Genomic DNA, 18,229 nt, shown 5'->3' with positions numbered 1-18,229 from the left:
CGGCCCCTTTGTTGTCTGATTTATTCGACGTTTTCTTGGCCGGCACGGTTGAGTAGGAACTGGACCAGTAATGGGACCGGTCGTCCGGTAGAACCTTTGTTCTTGCCGCCGACCCACGCTGTACCTGCGATATCGAGGTGAGCCCAGTTGTACTTCTTGGTGAAGCGAGAAAGGAAACAGCCTGCGGTAATAGTGCCCGCGCCCGGAGAGCCCAAGTTTGCCATATCAGCAAACGGACTTGCCAGTTGCTCCTGGTATTCGTCCGACATCGGCAGACGCCATGCACGGTCACCAGCCTGCTCTGATGCATTGATCAGCTCATGGGCCAGCGGGTTGTGGTTGGCAATCAAACCGCTGATATGGTTGCCGAGGGCAACAACACAGGCACCGGTCAGGGTGGCGACGTCCACGACACATTCTGGCTCGAAACGCTCGACGTACGTTAGTGCATCGCACAGTACCAGTCGGCCTTCAGCATCGGTATTCAATACTTCAACCGTCTGGCCCGACATGGTTGTCAGAATATCTCCCGGACGGTATGCACTGCCACCGGGCATGTTTTCACAGCCAGCCAAAATACCGACAACGTTAATCGGCAGGTTCAATTTGGCCAGTGATTTCATTGCACCAAAGACGGTTGCAGCACCGCACATATCATATTTCATCTCATCCATCTGGGCCGATGGCTTGATAGAAATACCGCCTGAATCAAATGTCAGGCCTTTGCCGACCAGTACAATAGGCTTGGCTGCAGGATCTGAGCTGCCTTTGTATTCGATCACCGACATCATGGCTTCGTTCTTCGAGCCCTGACCCACAGCCAGGTAGGATGTCATACCCAGCTCTTTCATTTCTTGCTCTCCGATGATTTTGGAACTGACTGTTTCGAAATCATCAGCAAGGCGACGGGCCTGAGAGGCCAGGTACGCAGGGTTAGCCACGTTTGGCGGCATGTTACCTAAGTCTTTACCGGCTTTTACACCAGAAGCCACAGCCAAGCCATGTGCAATCGCACGCTCGCCCAACGATAGCTCACGACGGGTCGGGACATTGAATACCAGTTTGCGAAGTGGGCGGCGGGTTTCCGGCTTGTTGCTCTTGAACTGGTTAAAAGTATATAGGCTGTCTTTGGTTGTTTCGACTGCCTGGCGTACTTTCCAGTAGGTATCGCGGCCTTTGACGTGTAATTCAGTCAGGAAGCAAACGGCTTCCATCGAGCCGGTTTCGTTTAGGGTGCTGATGGTTTTCTTGATGATTTGCTTGTACTGACGTTCATCAAGCTCGCGCTCTTTACCACAACCAACCAGTAATACACGTTCAGATAATACGTTTGGCACATGGTGAAGAAGCAGCATCTGACCGGGCTTACCCTCTAAATCACCACGACGCAACAGGGAGCTGATATAGCCGTCGCTGATTTTATCGAGTTGTTCGGCAATTGGAGAGAGGCGACGTGGTTCGAAGACGCCGACGACAATACAGGCACTTCGCTGTTTCTCGGGGCTACCACTTTTTACACTGAACTCCATGCGTACTCCTACATCCTATAAAGACAATTAAAGCTAAATGTTAGATAATACCGCACTTACTTGCTGGACCGCCGTTTCGGTATAGGATTAAGGTACAGGTTAACATTTAGCCGAAAGATTAAAAAATAACTACTTAACCGAAAAACTATAGTGATTCCAGCAAAAAAACAAGTTTTCTATGGGTATATAAAGCGTGATTATTGTTCGGTATTTGACACGTGAGACATTAAAGAGCCAATTCGCGGTTCTTTTTGTGCTTTTTCTTGTCTTTATCAGCCAGAAATTTATTCGCATTCTGGCTTCAGCCACAGAAGGTTCGATCCCCACAGATCTGATCTTAACCTTGATGGGACTGTACATGCCGTCAATGGCACTGTTGATGTTACCACTGAGTCTCTACATCGGGATTTTGCTTACTTTTGGCCGTTTGTATGCCGAGAGCGAAATCACCGTGATGAATGCGACGGGTATTGGCAATAAGTTTCTGATCCAGGCCGCTTTATGGCTGGCGGTGATCACAGGCTCTTTTGCTGCCTTTAATTCATTGTGGCTTTCGCCGTGGGCTGTGGAACAAGAAACTCGGGTTATGGAACAGGTCGAAGCTGACTCAGGGCTGGAGCTGTTGGTGAAGGGCCAGTTTCAGGCCGCACCTGACGGCAAAGGCGTGGTGTTTGTCGATGACATCACCGAGAGTGGCTCTCGGCTACATAATGTCTTTGTGGCCCAGGTGGTCGCCCGCGACACGATGCGCCCGAGTGTCATGGTGTCTGAGCGTGGCTATGTCAGCCAGCTAAAGGATGGCCGCCAGGTGCTGGATTTGGAAGCAGGCACGCGCTATGAAGGTTTTCCTACCCGGCTTGATTATTCCGTAACAGAGTTCGATGGCTATCAGGCCTTGATTGGTCAGCGTGCCGTACGTGAAAAGAGCCGCGACTGGGATGCATTACCAACGCTAAAGCTGATGCAGCGTCCCGAGCTGGCGGCAAAGGCGGAGTTCCAGTGGCGAGTTTCACTATTTCTGTGTATTCCTCTACTTACCATGGTTGTGGTGCCCTTATCGGCGGTGAACCCGCGTCAGGGGCGCTTTGCCAAGCTGTTTCCGGCAGTGTTGATTTACCTGACTTACTTTTTGGCAATCAGTGCGGGTAAATCCGCGGTGGAAGACGGTGCTCTACCTGCCACTATTGGCCTGTGGGGGATTAATTTTGCAATATTCCTAATTGCTGTAGCGTTAAATGTCTGGGATACCTTGCCGCTCAGGCTGATGAGAGAGAAATTACGGAGACGTGGCTAATGTTTAAGATTTTGGATTTGTACATTGGCCGAACGATCATCGCGACAACGGCTCTGACCTTATCCACCCTGGTAGGACTGTCGGCGATCATTAAATATGTCGAGCAGTTACGAAAGGTTGGCGAAGGCACTTACGATCTCGTGAAGGCGCTGGGCTATGTGTTGCTAAGTGCTCCCCGTGATATTGAGATGTTCTTCCCGATGGCGGTGCTGCTCGGTGCTCTGATAGGTCTTGGTGCACTGGCGTCCAGCTCCGAGCTGGTCGTTATGCAGGCTGCCGGTTTTTCTAAGTTGGATATCGGATTGTCGGTACTAAAAACGGCAGTGCCGTTGATGCTAATTGTTACTTTGCTGGGCCAGTGGGGGGCACCCGAAGCGCAGAAAGCGGCTCGCGAACTGCGTGCTCTCTGGACATCGGGGGGCAGTATGCTCTCGGTTCAGAGCGGGGTGTGGGCTAAAGACGGTAACGACTTTATCTATATAGGCCGGGTTCATGAAAAGAGTAACTTGGATGCGGTTAATGTCTGGCAGTTTGACGACCAAAATCAGCTTACACAGACTGTGTTTGCCAGAAGTGCCTCTTTTCATGAGCAAGAAGGGTGGTTGCTGGAAGGGGTTACCATTACTGACATTACCGATGTTCAGCAAACAAATACTGACTATGCTTCGCTGCCCTGGAAAACGACACTCACGCCTGACAAGTTGGCCGTGGTGACCGTGAAGCCGGAAGAGTTGGCACTGTCCGGGGTGTACGATTATGTATCGTATCTGAAAGAGTCTAAACAGGATGCAGCCCGTTATGAATTGGCATTCTGGCGCAAGGCACTGCAGCCAGTATCGATTGCGGTAATGATGTTGCTGGCACTGTCGTTTGTATTCGGACCGTTACGTTCCGTGACGATGGGGGCAAGGATATTATCTGGGGTCATTTTTGGTTTTGCCTTCTATATATCCAATGAAGTATTTGGGCCGATGAGTATTGTTTACCGGCTGCATCCTGTGATCGGGGCTCTGGGGCCAAGTTTGGTGTTCCTATTTATTACCATATATCTGCTAAGGCGAAAGCTATAGGTAATAAAAAAGGAGCCGGTTGGCTCCTTTTTTGATGTTGTTCATGGTGGATATTAATTGGGCTTCGGAAGCACAATCATTTCGCATTCTGCCATTGTATCCTGAAAAGATTGTTTCTCTTTGCTAAAGGGGGCCAGCAGATTACCGAGGCCAAATGCCGAGGTGCCCATTCTGATCAATGCTTGAGTAAGACGGATGTTGGTTCCATCTTTATTTTGCAGGCGCAGCTTCCAGGCCCGCATTCCTATTGTTTGCCCGCCCTTGCACCAGAAGTAGGCAAAGAAGCCGACAATAACAAGAGCCAGATAAGCGGTGTATATCAGGCTAACAACCGGATGTTCGGTCGTATAGGCACTGGCGTCCTGATACTCCCCAAGGCTGAGAATACCTATTTGAAGCAAAGTGGCGATGCATCCCATTGCCACCCCGCCAGCCAACATCAGTACGGCAGCTACGGCCAATGAGTCGTAAAGCCATGCCCCTAGACGGCGAAAAAGTCCTGGGTATTGTTTGGTCAGCTTAACGTCCTGTTGTTTTTTCTGTTTCATCAATTCACCACGTCTAAGTTGCTTGTCTGTTCTATTGAGTAGGCAGAACTGACTTCTGAACGGAGTGTAACAACTAACGCTGGTGACGTGAATCTTCGCTCTATCTGAAATGATAAGGGAAAGACCGCTGGATTCAGTTTTAGCAGCTATCCTTAATTTTCAGGCCCCTGTGAGTTTATGAGGAGAAATTCGATGGCTGAAGATAGTAAAAATACGACCAACTGGCCGGATCTGGCGGGTGCTCTCTATGATAAATTGACTGAGCGCCATGCCGAGCTAACGTATGATTTTAATAATGTCGAAGTTAGTGTGCCCAGCGGGGCGGGTGATAAACCTGAGCACTCAGTCTGGAAATTCAATGGCAGTATTAGTATTCGCGGACGAAATCTGGATTAGTCGATGCGTTTGTCTATTCAGGGTGAGATGAACATCGAGGTGGATGGCGAGCCTATCCACCTCGTGGCTCAGGATGATTGCATTTCACTGGCTTTGAATCGATTGGCAACACTTGCTGTTGTTGCACGAGTGCTCTCGCGTTTACCTCGGACTCTAAATACCAGAGCCTCATTGTCTCAACTTACTGCTATTTGTCCTTCTATCGTAATCACTGTCGGAGAGGAGACCATCTTGCAAATACAGCGCCGTGAAGGGGTTATTTCATCAATATGGCATCATAAGTTTGCTTTCGTTAATAAAAAGCTCTGGCTTCGTGATGGCTTCAGTTTTCTGCGCTGTTACTTTAGATAGGAGTCTTGCTGCTCAATGTCTAACCTTGCTAAGTCATTGTTGGTTAAATATAAAGCAGGTGGGCAATAATACGCAGCAAGCGTTGAATAAATGCTTGCGCCTCAAGTCGCGATACGTATAATAACCTGCATCTGCCCGAGTGGTGAAATTGGTATACACGACGGATTCAAAATCCGTTGCTTTCGAGCGTGACGGTTCAAGTCCGTCCTCGGGCACCAGATAAAACAATAAAGCCTCAGCTAACGCTGGGGCTTTGTTGTTTCTGTAGCCTACAAATATTCCCCACCTCAGATGTCTTCTTGTCAGTTTCCCAGTATTGCACCTTCGTTCTGGATCAATTATGTCTATGGTCTATAGACAACAAATAGCCATGATCTAAAAAATACTATGGATGATGCTTTTCAATATTCAGATGAATTCGGACCACTAAAAATAATTCATCTCTATGAACCCTCCCTGGCGTTGAAAGCTGTTTTGGTGGTGGATAACGTTGCGATGGGACCGTCAATTGGCGGGATCCGGATGGCTGTAGACGTCACAACTGAAGAATGCGTCCGTCTTGCCCGTGCCATGACATTCAAGAATGCGGCGGCAGGGCTTCCCCACGGGGGCGGCAAAGCGGTGATTTGCGCAGATCCAAAAATGAATAAGCCAGATAAAGAGGCATTGATTCGAGCGTTTGCCCAAGGCCTGCGTAATGAAGAAACCTATATATTTGCACCTGATATGGGGGTCGACGAAGAGTGCATGGCCTGGATCCGAGATGAAGTGGGGCGGGTAGTCGGCTTGCCCTATGTTTTCGGTGGGATCCCCCTCGACAAGCTTGGGGCTACAGGCTGGGGGTTAACACAGGTCGTTGATGTTGTTGCGAAAGATCGTGGTTTTAAGGTGAAAGGGGCGCGATTTGTGGTGCAGGGTTTTGGCGCGGTAGGTAAACATGTGAGCCGGTTTCTTGTTGAGAAAGGGGCGCTATTGGTGGGAGTCTCAGATTCTTGCGGCGCAATTTGCAATAAAAGTGGTTTGGATGTCGATCAACTGTTAGCCCTGAAAGCCGAAGGTAAATCTGTCACTGAGTATGCCGATGCAACCCAAATTTCAAGTGACGGTCTTGTTAGCCTTGAGTGTGATGTTTGGATCCCCGCTGCCAGGCCGGATGTGATCCATGAGGGGAATGTCCAGAGCTTGAACACCAAGGTGATGGTGCAGGGAGCCAATATCCCTTGCACACTAGAGGCCGAGGAGTATCTCCATCAGCACGGTGTGCTTTGCATTCCTGATTTTATCGCCAATGCGGGCGGGGTGATCTGTGCGGCGATGGAATACCATGGGGCGGCCCAGGCGGCAGCCTTTCAGGCTATCGAAGATAAAATACGGCGCAACACCGAGCAGGTGCTCAAGCGGGTTAATGAGCAATCCATGCTGCCTCGTGAGGCCGCTGTGGCATTAGCCAAAAAACGGCTAAATAAAGCGATGTCTTATCGACGTTATTCCCTGTTTTCGACAGCGCCTCATTTTCTTTAATGAAGGTTTGCTAATGCGAGGAAAGCATCATGGAAATGACACCAAAAAGTTATTTTCATCGTGGTGGGGATGAGGCGCTGCTTGGTAAAACGATCCCCGAGCACTTTATTGATATTGCCGAGCAATACCCGCAGCAAGAAGCGGTTGTCTCCATAGCCCAGAACCGGCGGTTAACCTATCGTGAATTATCCGTTGAAATCTATAGGCTCGCGAAAGGGTTGCTTGGTTCGGGGTTTCAGAAAGGGGACCGAGTCGGCATTTGGTCTACCGATAATCTGGAATGGTTATTGTTGCAAATGGCGACTGCAAGTGTCGGGATCGTGTTAGTGAATATTAACCCGGCCTACCGTCAACGGGAGCTGGCATACGCGCTACAGTGCTCTGAAGTTCAGGGCCTGTTTGTCATTCCATCGTTCCGCGACAGTGACTACCTTTTAATGCTGACGGAATTAATGCCGGAGCTAAAAAAGGGAGGCGTACCATTTAAGAGTGAGGTATTCCCGCTTTTGCGCTCGGTGGTCGTGTTTGATCCGGCCGGCCCGGATAAGACAGTACGCCCGGCGGCTGGCTTTACTGTGTGGTCAGATATTCTGAGAAAGGGGGAGACTGTTAGGGATCAGGATATAGACAGCGCCATCACAAGCTTGGACTGCGATGATGCTATTAATATCCAATATACCTCAGGTACCACGGGCTTTCCGAAGGCGGTGGTCTTAAGCCATCATAATATTTTAAACAATGCCTTTTTTTCAGCAAAAGCCATGCATTTTTCAGAGCAAGACCGATTATGTGTCCCCGTCCCCTTTTATCACTGTTTTGGTATGGTACTGGCAAATTTACTTTGTCTGTCGGTTGGTGCCTGTATCGTGATTCCGTCAGAGCATTTTGATGCCGAAGCGGTATTGCGATCCATTGACCGTGAAAAATGTACTGGGATCCATGGTGTGCCGACTATGTTCATTGCTGAGCTGGATCAGGCGAATTTTGAACGTTATGACATGAGTAGTTTACGTACTGGAATTATGGCCGGTGCGCCCTGCCCGCCGTCATTAATGGTACGGGTAATGAAAGACATGCACTGTAGTGAAATATTAATTGGCTATGGGGAAACGGAAGCGTCACCGCTAACTCACCTTACCTCTCGCGATGATAGCTTGGAGCGTAGAACCGAAACGGTCGGTAAGAATTTAGCTCATCAGGAAGTTAAGCTCATTGAGCTTGAAACCGGAGCCACCGTACCTCTGGGAGCAATTGGCGAAATATGCTTCCGTGGCTACCACTTAATGAAAGGCTATTACGGTAACCCCCAAGGGACGCAGGAAGCGATAGATGAATACGGCTGGCTGCACTCTGGCGATTTGGGAACGATGGATGCCGAAGGGTATGTGAAAATTACCGGGCGGATCAAAGAAATGATCATTCGCGGTGGGGAAAATATCTATCCAAGAGAGATTGAAGACGTTTTATTTGCTCATCCTAAAATTCAGCAAGTGGCGGTGTTTGGTATTCCGGATGAGTATTATGGCGAGGAAGTCGTAGCCTGGGTTCAATTGCACCCTGGAGAAGAGATGACGGAAAAAGATATTCGAGAATATTGCCATGGTCAAATAACCCATTTTAAGATCCCGAAATATATCCGCTTTATTGATACGTTTCCGATGACCGTGACGGGAAAACTGCAAAAATTTCGAATGCGAAAGCTGGAAGTTGAAAAACGTCAGTCTGAGCAGAAATGACCCGTTGTTTTCGGGCGTGACGGGGCAAGTTCGTCCTCGGGCTCCAAGATTAAACAACCAAGCCATGACAGCGTGTATGCCATAGACATACACGCTGTGAACTGAAGTCGTTTCTATTTAGCTAGAAGCGACTATAGCTTAGAGAATAGTGTTGGCTCTGAATCAGGAGTCCAGTCAGACTGAGAGGTATGATTCGCATTGACAACATAACGCGCTCCCTTGTAGCTCACAACATCGCCTTGATTATAGCTGACATTAACAGTCCATACTGTTCGAGGCATGCTGTTCACCCAAAGGCTCGATGTCGATGATGGAGCCCAGTCTGCCTGCGAAGCGTGGGCAACAACAGCCTTATAAATGATATTGTCGTGAATTACGTAGTCACCCTCGGCATAAGTCTTATTGACAGACCATGCTGGAGCATAGTTATCTAATGTATCAAAGACGTATCCTGCCTCTTTCGCAATCTTGATGAACTTGGCAAATTTCGGTAGGTTTTTGGTTGCCCCCATGCCACGCTTACCATCTTCAAATAGGAATGCATGAGTCAGGACAATCGATTTGTCAGCATGCAAAGAAGTACCACATGGGAAAGTCTGCGACTTTGAGTTGACCGGCTCGATCGTTGTTGGTGCGCATGTATTGAATGTTGCTTCAACATAGCCCAAGAATGCATCGGCTTCTGTTAGGCTGTTTGCCGGCATCGAAATTCCCCAGTTCTCCGGTGCCCAGTCAACATCCCAGCCATGGAACTGATAGTTTTTATTAGCAAGGATTTCGGCAACTTGAAGGGAAGCCTTCACACTGTTTGATGGATTTTTCGGATCGCAGACGTAACCTGGTTCCCAAGGTTTGAGACCATCTGATGTCGCGCATAAGCCATTACTCTTGAAATCTTTGGCTACACGCCAGGTATTGGTGTAAGGCAGGCGAGCGAGGCTTTCACCTTTGTAATTTGGATAGCTGTTTACACTCGGAATATATGACTCAATCACTGTAACGTTCTTGTCGAACATCGATGCATCGAAAACAGGGTCTTGGTAAGAATTAATCTGGTGGTTGCCGGTTGCATTACACTCGGCAGCGCTATTCGGGCCAAATTCTTCGACACAGTTGTGTACCATGTGATTGTAACTATGGTTGCCGACAACATGCCCTGAATCTAACAGTAATTGCAGTGCTTCAAGTGATTTACTTTCGTTTTCATCACCAATGCCATCTAGGTGCCAGGCATTCACGTAGAACGTCCCTTTGACACCTGCCTCATTCATGATCTTAACAATGGGGATCGTCGCATCGATTGACCCATCGTCAAAGGTTAGGTAAATCGTTCCTTTCGGAGTAGCCTGAACGGCCATTGAACTTGCTAGGATTGCGCCAGAGCATAATACGGACAATAATGTTTTCTTCATTTCGTTATTCCACATTGGGTTGTTGGTAAATTAAGGTGATCGGTATCAGTATATTAATCATCTTTATTCGTCAGACATTATTAGCACTGATTTTTATTGATATAATCCATAGTGATATTCCTTATCTGCGTGTGATATTGCATTGAATTACATTCGCTACACTTAATTCACACTCAAGCTTCGATTCATATCTCATTTTTGGGGCTGTTTTAAATAATTCTGTTGGATTAGTTGAATTGTATTAGTTTTCGAATACTGCCCTCTGAAATTTCGCATTGATTAATTACTTTTTAAAATGAGATGCTCTTCACGTTAATGCAACCGGTTGCGCTTTTACTTTTTTTTTATTTGTTTACAATTTTTATATCGCTTAAACAGCGTAAAAATAAAAAATGGAGAGTGGGATGAAAAAGATTTTGTTGTGTTGTAGCGCTGGTATGTCAACCAGCATGTTGGTTCAGAAAATGGTAAAGTCAGCCGCGGATCGTGGCATAACGTGTAAGATTGAAGCGCAGTCCGTTAGTTCATTTGACCAGGCAATACAAGAGTTTGATGTCTGTTTGTTAGGGCCGCAAGTACGTTTCCAGTTAGAAGACCTGAGAAAAATAGCCAGCCAGTATGGAAAGAAAATTGATGCTATCTCTCCTATGGCTTATGGCATGATGAAAGGAGACGAAGTACTGGATCAGGCTCTTTCATTAATAGCCAAATAAATTGATTTGAGTCAGTCAGTATTTATTGGTTGACTCTTTTCAAATTCAATAAGGAAAGTTTTATTCCTCTGCATTATTAGTATGGGGTGGAGTTTTTTATCTTTTAAAAAAGGATTGTTTTATGAAGCTTTACGATAAGTTAATGAGTGTCGTAGAAAATACAATCGCCCCATTGGCGGCGAAAGTTGGCTCGCAAATACATGTGCGGGCAATGCGTGATGGATTTATCACCGCAATGCCATTTATTATTGTGGGTAGTTTTATTCTAATATTTGCTTTTCCCCCATTTGCTGAAGATACAACGAATGGATTTGGTCGCGCTTGGCTAGACTTTGCAACCAATAACTTTGACGCAATAATGATGCCTTACAATATGTCTATGGGCATTATGACGATATTTGTCTCTCTGGGGGTTGCCTATAGTTTGGCGCGAGCCTATATGATGGACGGTATCACCTGTGCTTGTTTGTCGCTAATGAGCTTCTTGCTGATTTGTGCGCCTGTTACCGGTGGTGCCCTACCCGCAAACCATATGGGTGGAACCGGGATCTTTACTGCTGTATTGACAGCTTTCTTTGCCGTCGAGCTTGTTCGCTTCCTGAAAAAACATAATATCACGATCAAAATGCCAGAGCAGGTTCCACCTGCAATTGCCCGTTGTTTCGAAATGCTTATCCCTGTCTTGATTGTCTTCATGACACTGTACCCGCTTAGCCTTTTTGTTCAGTCTCAGTCTGGCATGCTGATCCCTGATGTGGTCATGGACCTGTTCAGACCGCTAGTTAGTGCATCTAATACTCTACCTGCCATTATCGGTGCGTTACTGCTTTCACAACTATTATGGTTTGCTGGTATTCACGGTGCTGCGATTGTTGTTGGTCTGCTGTCACCAATCTTCTTGACTAACATTGGTGCTAACACTGCGGCGTTTGTTGCAGGCGAGCCTATTCCCAACCTACTGACTCAGCCATTCTGGGACTTCTATATCTTCATCGGTGGTTCGGGTGCAACCTTGGCCCTGGCTATCTTGATGGTATTCAGTCGCTCTGTTCACCTACGTAGCCTGGGAAGAATGAGTGCAGTGCCCGGTTTCTTCCAGATTAACGAGCCAATCATCTTTGGTGCTCCAATCGTAATGAACCCAATGCTATTTGTACCTTTCCTACTCGCACCTATCGTGAATGCAATCATTGCGTTTACTGCAGTGAAGATGGGCTTTGTCGGAATGGGCGTTGCAACGACACCATGGACAACGCCTGCCATTATCGGTGCCTCTTGGGGTACGGGATGGACATTAGCACCAGTGTTCCTCGTTGTTGGCCTTCTGGTTATTGACCTGCTTATTTACTTGCCATTCTTCAAGATGTTCGAAAAACAACTGCTTGAAGATGAAAGTAAAGTCGCAGCCGAGAATGCTAAAGAGGAAGCCTCTGAAGGCGCTCCAGTTACCGCATAGTTTTTTACCTGGGTTACGGTTTAACCCGTAACCCAGTTTTTTAGTTAAGGAGAGAAAAATGGATCAAGAAGCGGTTGTTATGGAAATTATTGTCAATGCGGGCGAAGCACGCAGCTTGTGCTTTGAAGCGTTGGCTATGGCTAAAAAGCAGGAGCTGGAGCAGGCAAGAGATCTGCTTAAGCAAGCCAAGGAGTGCCTAAACCGCGCTCACTTAACTCAAACTCAGTTGATCGAAGCTGATCAGGGTGAAGGTAAGGTGAAAATGACGCTGGTAATGGTTCATGCTCAAGATCATTTGATGACGACCATATTGGCTCATGAACTAACCAATGAAATGGTAGCAATGTACGAAAACATGTCTAAATAGTAGGGATGGATTATGACTAAATCACCTCTAAAATTGGCCATTATCGGAGGAGGCAGCAGCTATACCCCTGAGTTGGTTGAAGGTGTTTTGAAAAGGCTTGATCGTGTTCCTGTCAAAGAAATGCATTTTGTCGATGTGGAAGCTGGACAGGAAAAGCTGGAGATAATTGAGGCGCTGACACGGAGGATGGTTGAAAAGGCTGGGGCAGATATCATAATCAAGGCCTCGCTCGATCGTCGGGCAGCAATAGCTGATGCTGATTTTGTCATGACTCAGTTTCGTGTAGGAGGGTTACAGGCCCGAGCGAATGATGAGCGTATCCCATTAAAATATGACGTGATAGGCCAGGAAACGACCGGCCCCGGCGGATTTGCCAAAGCGCTTCGGACTATTCCCGTTATCTTGGATATTTGTAAGGATATCGAAGAGTTGGCTCCTAATTCCTGGATGCTCAATTTCACGAATCCGGCCGGTCTGGTGACTGAAGCGGTTCAGAAATATAGCAAAGTGAAAACTATCGGATTGTGTAATGTACCTGTCTCGATGAAGATGATGATTGCCGAAATGATGGATTGCTTGCCGGAAGAGTTATCGCTTGAGTGTGCAGGGTTGAACCATTTGGTATGGGCTCACCGGGCATGGCTTGGTGGCAAGGATATTACTGCAGAAGTGCTGAAAAAAGTTGGTGACGGTGCCAATTTCAGCATGAAGAATATTTTTGAAGAGCCTTGGGATCCGGCATTTCTTAAGGCCTTAGGAGCGATCCCTTGTCCTTACCATCGTTATTTTTATCAGACCGATGCGATGCTTGCGGAGGAAAAGGAGTCTTCACTTAATGAGGGCACTCGTGCTGAGCAGGTAATGAAAACGGAGCAAGAGCTTTTTGAACTGTATCAGAATGAAAGTCTTGCGGAAAAGCCAGAGCAGTTGGAAAAACGAGGTGGTGCTTACTATTCAGATGCATCGCTGAATCTGGTTGATGCGATCTATAACGATCTCAAGACGATCCATGTGGTGAATGTACGTAATAACGGAACAATCGCAACGTTACCTGATGATGCTGTAATTGAGTGTAGCGCCGTTGTCGGAAGTTGGGGCGCGAGGCCGCTAATGATTGGAGAACTAAGTCCGGCAGTAATTGGCTTGATTGGCCAGGTAAAGGCTTATGAGCAGTTGACTGTAGAGGCTGCTGTTCACGGTGAGTATGACAAGGGATTGATGGCGTTGGCTAATAATCCTTTGGTACCTGATATCAGCAAGGCTAAATCAATATTTGATGATATTTTGAAGACAAATCACGATTACTTGCCGCAGTTTAATCAGTAAAGTCCAAATAGGAGAGCAGCTGTTAGCCTAAGAAGAATGATAGCAGCTCTCATTTCTCAGGTGATGTTATGCATGTAATTTTTAATGCCGATGATTTTGGTTTGACGCCAGGGGTAAACCTAGGAATAGTTGATGCGTGCCAGTCTGGTGTTGTACGTTCGACAACGCTAATGGTAGATATGGCAGCAGAAAGGCATGCAGTTGACTTGGCCTTGTCGGCATCCTTGTTGAAGGTTGGGTTACATTTACGGTTCACTGCTGGTGCTCCGTTAACCGACATATCTTGTCTTGTTGGTGATAATGGCCTGTTTGGGGTGAAGGAAGGTTTTTGGCAGAGACGTGATTTTCCGGAGCAACAGATTGCTGATGAAGTGACCGCTCAGGTTGAACATTTCCTTGCAACAGGGCTTAGCCTTAGTCATATTGACAGTCATCACCATGCTCATACGCATCCACAAATATTGCCAGTTGTACAAGAGGTAGCGCGTAGCTATCAGGTTCCATTGAGAGCAACTGGATATCACGGCAAGGCGCAAAGTGATTGCCGCTATACCTTCGAGGAAAGTTTTTACGGTGGAGGCATTTGTCTGGATAAGTTGCTACAGATCATTAATAGACATAATGGTAGCTGTGATGTCTTAGAGATAATGGTTCATCCGGCCTATGTTGATCAGGCCCTTATGGATGTCAGTTCTTATAATATCTTAAGGGCTAAAGAGCTTGATATCCTAACCGATAAAAAACTTTCTGAAGCACTCGACGATCTTGATGTAACAATCAGCGATTATTCAATTTTATTGCCATGATGTTGAGATCTTAACGTTCATAAACACGTACAAGTATCACAGCCTTTACCTCTAGGGCTCGATTCCATCTTTAATAAGAAAATAGCAGCTGCCAGTATCGCATTACCCCCCCTTTTTCACCGATGCGGGCTACTGGCAGTGTGCTATAAATTGAGATCTTGTGATCGAATTTATTGCTAGCATCTTTATGTGAATTAGGCTTGGCACTATAGTCGAGGGGGATGATGATGGAGGTGAAGTTAGTTCTCGAACATCATGTGACTCAAAAGGTTTCAGAGGTCGTATATAACCATGGCAAGTATTAAAGATGTGGCATCCTTGGCTGGTGTCCACCGTTCGACGGTTTCGAGGATCATCAACGGTGAGGGTAAGTTTAGGTCAGATACCAAACGGAAAGTTGAGCAGGCAATGGCCGAACTTAATTACCGCCCGAGTGCGATTGCCCGTTCTCTTGCTACTGCGTCATCAAATATGACTGGTTTGCTGGTAACTTATTATACCGGTGGTTTTTTCGGTGAAATGATGGAGCAGGTACAATCCGAGCTTGATCTGCATGATAAATTTCTTATTACGGCACAGGGACACCGCTGCGCAGATGGTGAGCGTGAAGCTATTCGCCGCTTTCATGATCTCCGATGCGAAGGATATATCCTTAATAGTCGTTACTTGAGTGATGATGAACTTCGAGAGCTGGCGCAGGAGCCAACTCCGTTTGTGCTCCTTGATCGTGTCGTTGAGGGGCTGGAATCAAGGTGCATCACCTTCGATCATCGCTTGGCAGCAACAATGGCGGTTAACCACTTGATTGGGCAAGGGCATAGTCAAATAGCCTGTATTTCTGGTCCGCGGAATCGTGCGAGTAGCTATCAACGTTATCAGGGGTATATAGAAGCCCTCCAAAATGCAGGTATTTCGATTGCGCCTACATTAAGTATTGAGGGTAATTACGGCCGTGAAAGTGGCTATCTGGCAGCACAACAGTTATATCGTTCCCCTTCTGAAATGACGGCTTTGTTCTCTTGTAGTGAAGAAATGATGCAGGGGGCACTACAGTTTTTCCACGAGCATCATGTTGAAATACCGCAGCAGGTTTCGTTGATGAGCTTTGATAGTATCGATCTGTGCGCAACAATGTACCCTTTTGTTTCTGCAGTACATTTTCCTATTAGTGATATGGCACGGGTCGCTGTTGGGTTACTGATAAGCCAAATCCGTCATCAAGACATTCATATACAGCGTCATTTTGAACCAGAACTGCGTATCCGTAATAGTGTGAAAAAACTGAAGCTTGTTAGCGGCTGATAGACATCAACAAGGTCAAGTTGATGAAAGAATGACCAGTCAATCGAGTGATGCGATGTGATTGAAGGAAAATATTTGTGTATCAATTATGTGTACGTATAATAGTCCGCACTTGCCCGAGTGGTGAAATTGGTATACACGACGGATTCAAAATCCGTTGCTTTCGAGCGTGACGGTTCAAGTCCGTCCTCGGGCACCAGATAAAACAACAAAGCCTCAGCTAACGCTGGGGCTTTGTTGTTTTTGGATACAATACTTTTCCCCTCCTCCATTTCGATTTTCAACCTTCAATCACACTTAACAGACAAAGTATCTGATAATGCTCTGACAGCTTGTTGGTAAGCCGTTAGTATTTCAGGTTCCTGGTAGCACAAGAGAGAATAGGGATTTTGTCATCGCGATCAGCTAATAGCCGATACGGCAGCATTATTGAAAATGTTAAGGAACAGATTCGACAGAGGATCTGGTTGCCTGGAGAGCGTATACCCTCCGTCAGGGTTATGAGTAAAGCACAATCTGTTAGTGTGATGACGGTATTGAAGGCGTATGAGCATTTGGAGGCTGAAGGCTGGATATATGCAAAAGCCAAGGCGGGTTATTACGTTGCTGCCCATTTCAATCGGTTGTCTGAGCCTGAGCAGACAACTCCTCAGGTAGTCAATCGTTCTATACAGATTAATAGACATGTATTTGATGTGCTCAGGGCTTGTAAACAACCTGATGTGATCCCTTTCGGGTCGGCTTTTCCTGATCCGGAGTTATTTCCACTACAGCAGCTTGGGCGAACACTGGGCCAAACTATTAAGACAATGCCTACCAATAGCAGCATTCTTGATTTACCTCCTGGTAGTTTGGAACTTCGGCGTGTTATTGCACAGCGCTATTTAAGAGATGGAATTCAGGTTTCTCTTGATGACATAGTTATAACATCTGGCGCAATGGAATCTCTGGGGCTTAGCTTAGCTGCTGTGACCCAGCAGGGAGATACAGTAGCTATTGAATCTCCTGCTTTTTACGGTGCGCTTCAGGCGATAGAAAGGTTAAGGCTTAAAGCGGTTGAAATCCCTACCCACCCCCGAAGAGGGATGTCGGTTGAAGCCCTTGAGGCCGCAATTGAAACAAATGATGTAAAAGCATGTTGGCTGATGAGTAAGTTCCAAAACCCGCTTGGGGCGACGATGGCTGCTGAGCAAAAACAAGCAGTTTATGATTTATTGACTCAGCATAATATTCCACTTATTGAAGATGATGTTTATGCTGAACTGTATTTTGGTACGACTAAACCATTACCAATCAAAGCTCTTGATGACAAGGGGTTGGTATTGCATTGTTCATCATTCTCGAAATGCTTGGCCCCCGGGTTTCGTGTCGGTTGGGTTGCGGCCGGGTGTTATGCCAGGCAAATTGAAGAATTGCAGTTTATGTCGACTTTGTCCGTAGGTGCCCCTAACCAGTTTGCCTTGACTCAATATCTTCAACATGGCGGGTACGATAATCATTTACGCCGACTTCGGCGTACCCTTGAGCAACGACAGCAACAAATGCTGGGGGCCATTGAAGAGAGTTTCCCGACAGGTACAAAAGTAACAAGGCCTGAGGGAGGGTATTTTTTGTGGGTTGTGTTACCAGAGAAAATTGACACTTCTGCGCTACTGACTGAATTATTGGATAAGTATCGAATTAGCATTGCTCCGGGGACGTTATTTTCAGGGGATGTTCGATATAAACACTGTATGAGAATAAATTGCGCTTATCCATGGAATGAACAAACTCGATCTGCTTTATATCAATTGGCACAGTACCTAACACAGCAGTGTGATCAGCGCTGAAAAACTGTCTGTTCTAATTGTTTATTACCTTAACTGTTCTACATCCATCTATTCTCACTGTGCTTCTATAGCTACTCTGTTGAACAAGGAGTCGGAGAATATGCAAAATCGAACCGCCAACGCCAATAAGGAAATAAAGTTGCTTGCTGTATCTATATTATGTGCGGCTTTATTGGTGTTAGGACACTTACTTTTGGCTAAGAGTTTGGCTGAGCAAGCTTGGGTTGAATATACCGTAGCAGCCATTCCTTTTGTGCTGTTTGCAATTGGGGCGTTGGCTATACGTTTTGCAATAACCGCTGAACATCAAGATTAGCTTTACGTAATAATGGATGTCGCAAAAGACAAATAGGCGACAGTCAGCATTAAAATCAGGCTAATTGTCATAAGTTGTGCGTTTGTTGTTCGGTTGGCTGATTTTTGGTGATTTATTTCAAAAAGCCCCTTGCCAATGTGATCGAACTCTCTATAATGCGACCTCACTGACACGGAGCGCGGCGCTAAGCCAGCAACGATTTGTCAGTTTGTTCTTTAACAATTTGACCATGCAATCTGTGTGGGCACTCGTGAAAG

Annotated in this window: 17 protein-coding genes and 2 tRNA genes; 16 read left to right on the top strand and 3 right to left on the bottom strand. The window is 46.5% G+C overall.

What is annotated here, in order from left to right; all coding sequences use genetic code 11:
• Nucleotides 1-20: 20 nt before the first annotated feature.
• A complete protein-coding gene (gene pepA / locus EDI28_RS18575) occupies nucleotides 21-1,529 on the bottom strand; it encodes a leucyl aminopeptidase (protein ID WP_128785387.1) in 1,509 nt (502 codons plus the stop codon).
• A gap of 193 nt (nucleotides 1,530-1,722) precedes the next feature.
• On the opposite strand from pepA, the gene lptF reads away from it, so the two are divergent.
• Nucleotides 1,723-2,823: an LPS export ABC transporter permease LptF gene (gene lptF, locus EDI28_RS18570; protein WP_128785386.1), complete on the top strand. Its 1,101-nt coding sequence runs from the start codon at nucleotides 1,723-1,725 to the stop codon at nucleotides 2,821-2,823.
• Nucleotides 2,823-3,893 carry an LPS export ABC transporter permease LptG gene (gene lptG, locus EDI28_RS18565; RefSeq protein WP_128785385.1) on the top strand — a complete coding sequence of 357 codons (1,071 nt, stop codon included), beginning with the start codon at nucleotides 2,823-2,825 and terminating at the stop codon, nucleotides 3,891-3,893. Before lptF ends, lptG begins: the two co-directional genes overlap by 1 nt.
• A gap of 53 nt (nucleotides 3,894-3,946) precedes the next feature.
• On the opposite strand, the gene EDI28_RS18560 is transcribed toward lptG, so the two are convergent.
• Nucleotides 3,947-4,441, bottom strand: a complete 495-nt coding sequence (locus EDI28_RS18560; RefSeq protein WP_128785384.1) for an RDD family protein — start codon at nucleotides 4,439-4,441, stop codon at nucleotides 3,947-3,949.
• Nucleotides 4,442-4,633: 192 nt separating this feature from the next.
• Between EDI28_RS18560 and EDI28_RS18555 the strand changes: the two genes are divergently transcribed.
• From EDI28_RS18555 to EDI28_RS18535, 5 genes are all read left to right on the top strand, one after another.
• Nucleotides 4,634-4,837, top strand: a complete 204-nt coding sequence (locus tag EDI28_RS18555) for a hypothetical protein (protein WP_128785383.1) — start codon at nucleotides 4,634-4,636, stop codon at nucleotides 4,835-4,837.
• Between the two features lie 3 nt (nucleotides 4,838-4,840).
• On the top strand, nucleotides 4,841-5,188 hold the full coding sequence (locus tag EDI28_RS18550) for a hypothetical protein (protein ID WP_128785382.1): 348 nt from the start codon (nucleotides 4,841-4,843) through the stop codon (nucleotides 5,186-5,188).
• Nucleotides 5,189-5,321: 133 nt separating this feature from the next.
• Nucleotides 5,322-5,406: transfer RNA gene (locus EDI28_RS18545), tRNA-Leu, on the top strand.
• A gap of 169 nt (nucleotides 5,407-5,575) precedes the next feature.
• Nucleotides 5,576-6,709 carry a Glu/Leu/Phe/Val family dehydrogenase gene (locus tag EDI28_RS18540; RefSeq protein WP_128785381.1) on the top strand — a complete coding sequence of 378 codons (1,134 nt, stop codon included), beginning with the start codon at nucleotides 5,576-5,578 and terminating at the stop codon, nucleotides 6,707-6,709.
• A gap of 29 nt (nucleotides 6,710-6,738) precedes the next feature.
• Entirely contained in the window at nucleotides 6,739-8,445 is a 1,707-nt protein-coding gene (locus EDI28_RS18535) for an AMP-binding protein (RefSeq protein ID WP_128785380.1), read from the top strand.
• Nucleotides 8,446-8,576: 131 nt separating this feature from the next.
• On the opposite strand, the gene EDI28_RS18530 is transcribed toward EDI28_RS18535, so the two are convergent.
• The gene (locus EDI28_RS18530) at nucleotides 8,577-9,872 is read right to left on the bottom strand and encodes a polysaccharide deacetylase family protein (protein ID WP_428431815.1); all 1,296 of its coding nucleotides are present in this window, start codon (nucleotides 9,870-9,872) and stop codon (nucleotides 8,577-8,579) included.
• 389 nt (nucleotides 9,873-10,261) lie between these two features.
• Here EDI28_RS18530 and EDI28_RS18525 point away from each other — a divergent pair, with 389 nt between their 5' ends.
• From EDI28_RS18525 to EDI28_RS18485, 9 genes are all read left to right on the top strand, one after another.
• A complete protein-coding gene (locus tag EDI28_RS18525) occupies nucleotides 10,262-10,570 on the top strand; it encodes a PTS sugar transporter subunit IIB (RefSeq protein ID WP_128785378.1) in 309 nt (102 codons plus the stop codon).
• A 121-nt stretch (nucleotides 10,571-10,691) separates the two neighbouring features.
• Entirely contained in the window at nucleotides 10,692-12,026 is a 1,335-nt protein-coding gene (locus EDI28_RS18520) for a PTS sugar transporter subunit IIC (protein ID WP_128785377.1), read from the top strand.
• A gap of 58 nt (nucleotides 12,027-12,084) precedes the next feature.
• Nucleotides 12,085-12,393, top strand: coding sequence for a PTS lactose/cellobiose transporter subunit IIA (locus tag EDI28_RS18515; RefSeq protein WP_128785376.1), 309 nt, complete (start codon nucleotides 12,085-12,087; stop codon nucleotides 12,391-12,393).
• A 12-nt stretch (nucleotides 12,394-12,405) separates the two neighbouring features.
• Nucleotides 12,406-13,719 (top strand): 6-phospho-beta-glucosidase, encoded by a 1,314-nt coding sequence (locus EDI28_RS18510; RefSeq protein ID WP_128785375.1) that lies wholly within the window; start codon nucleotides 12,406-12,408, stop codon nucleotides 13,717-13,719.
• Nucleotides 13,720-13,787: 68 nt separating this feature from the next.
• Complete coding sequence (gene chbG, locus EDI28_RS18505; protein ID WP_128785374.1) at nucleotides 13,788-14,525, top strand: chitin disaccharide deacetylase; 738 nt, start codon at nucleotides 13,788-13,790, stop codon at nucleotides 14,523-14,525.
• Between the two features lie 291 nt (nucleotides 14,526-14,816).
• Nucleotides 14,817-15,827, top strand: a complete 1,011-nt coding sequence (locus EDI28_RS18500; RefSeq protein WP_128785373.1) for a LacI family DNA-binding transcriptional regulator — start codon at nucleotides 14,817-14,819, stop codon at nucleotides 15,825-15,827.
• Between the two features lie 114 nt (nucleotides 15,828-15,941).
• Nucleotides 15,942-16,026 (top strand) — tRNA-Leu (locus tag EDI28_RS18495).
• A 190-nt stretch (nucleotides 16,027-16,216) separates the two neighbouring features.
• On the top strand, nucleotides 16,217-17,656 hold the full coding sequence (locus tag EDI28_RS18490) for an aminotransferase-like domain-containing protein (protein WP_233353472.1): 1,440 nt from the start codon (nucleotides 16,217-16,219) through the stop codon (nucleotides 17,654-17,656).
• Nucleotides 17,657-17,756: 100 nt separating this feature from the next.
• The gene (locus EDI28_RS18485) at nucleotides 17,757-17,972 is read left to right on the top strand and encodes a hypothetical protein (protein ID WP_128785372.1); all 216 of its coding nucleotides are present in this window, start codon (nucleotides 17,757-17,759) and stop codon (nucleotides 17,970-17,972) included.
• Nucleotides 17,973-18,229: the final 257 nt, after the last annotated feature.

Origin of the sequence: Photobacterium chitinilyticum, assembly GCF_004104355.1 — a bacterium.
Lineage (GTDB): Bacteria > Pseudomonadota > Gammaproteobacteria > Enterobacterales > Vibrionaceae > Photobacterium > Photobacterium chitinilyticum.
The sequence above is the reverse complement of the archived record's forward strand: the minus strand, read 5'-3'. Positions and strand labels throughout refer to the sequence as shown.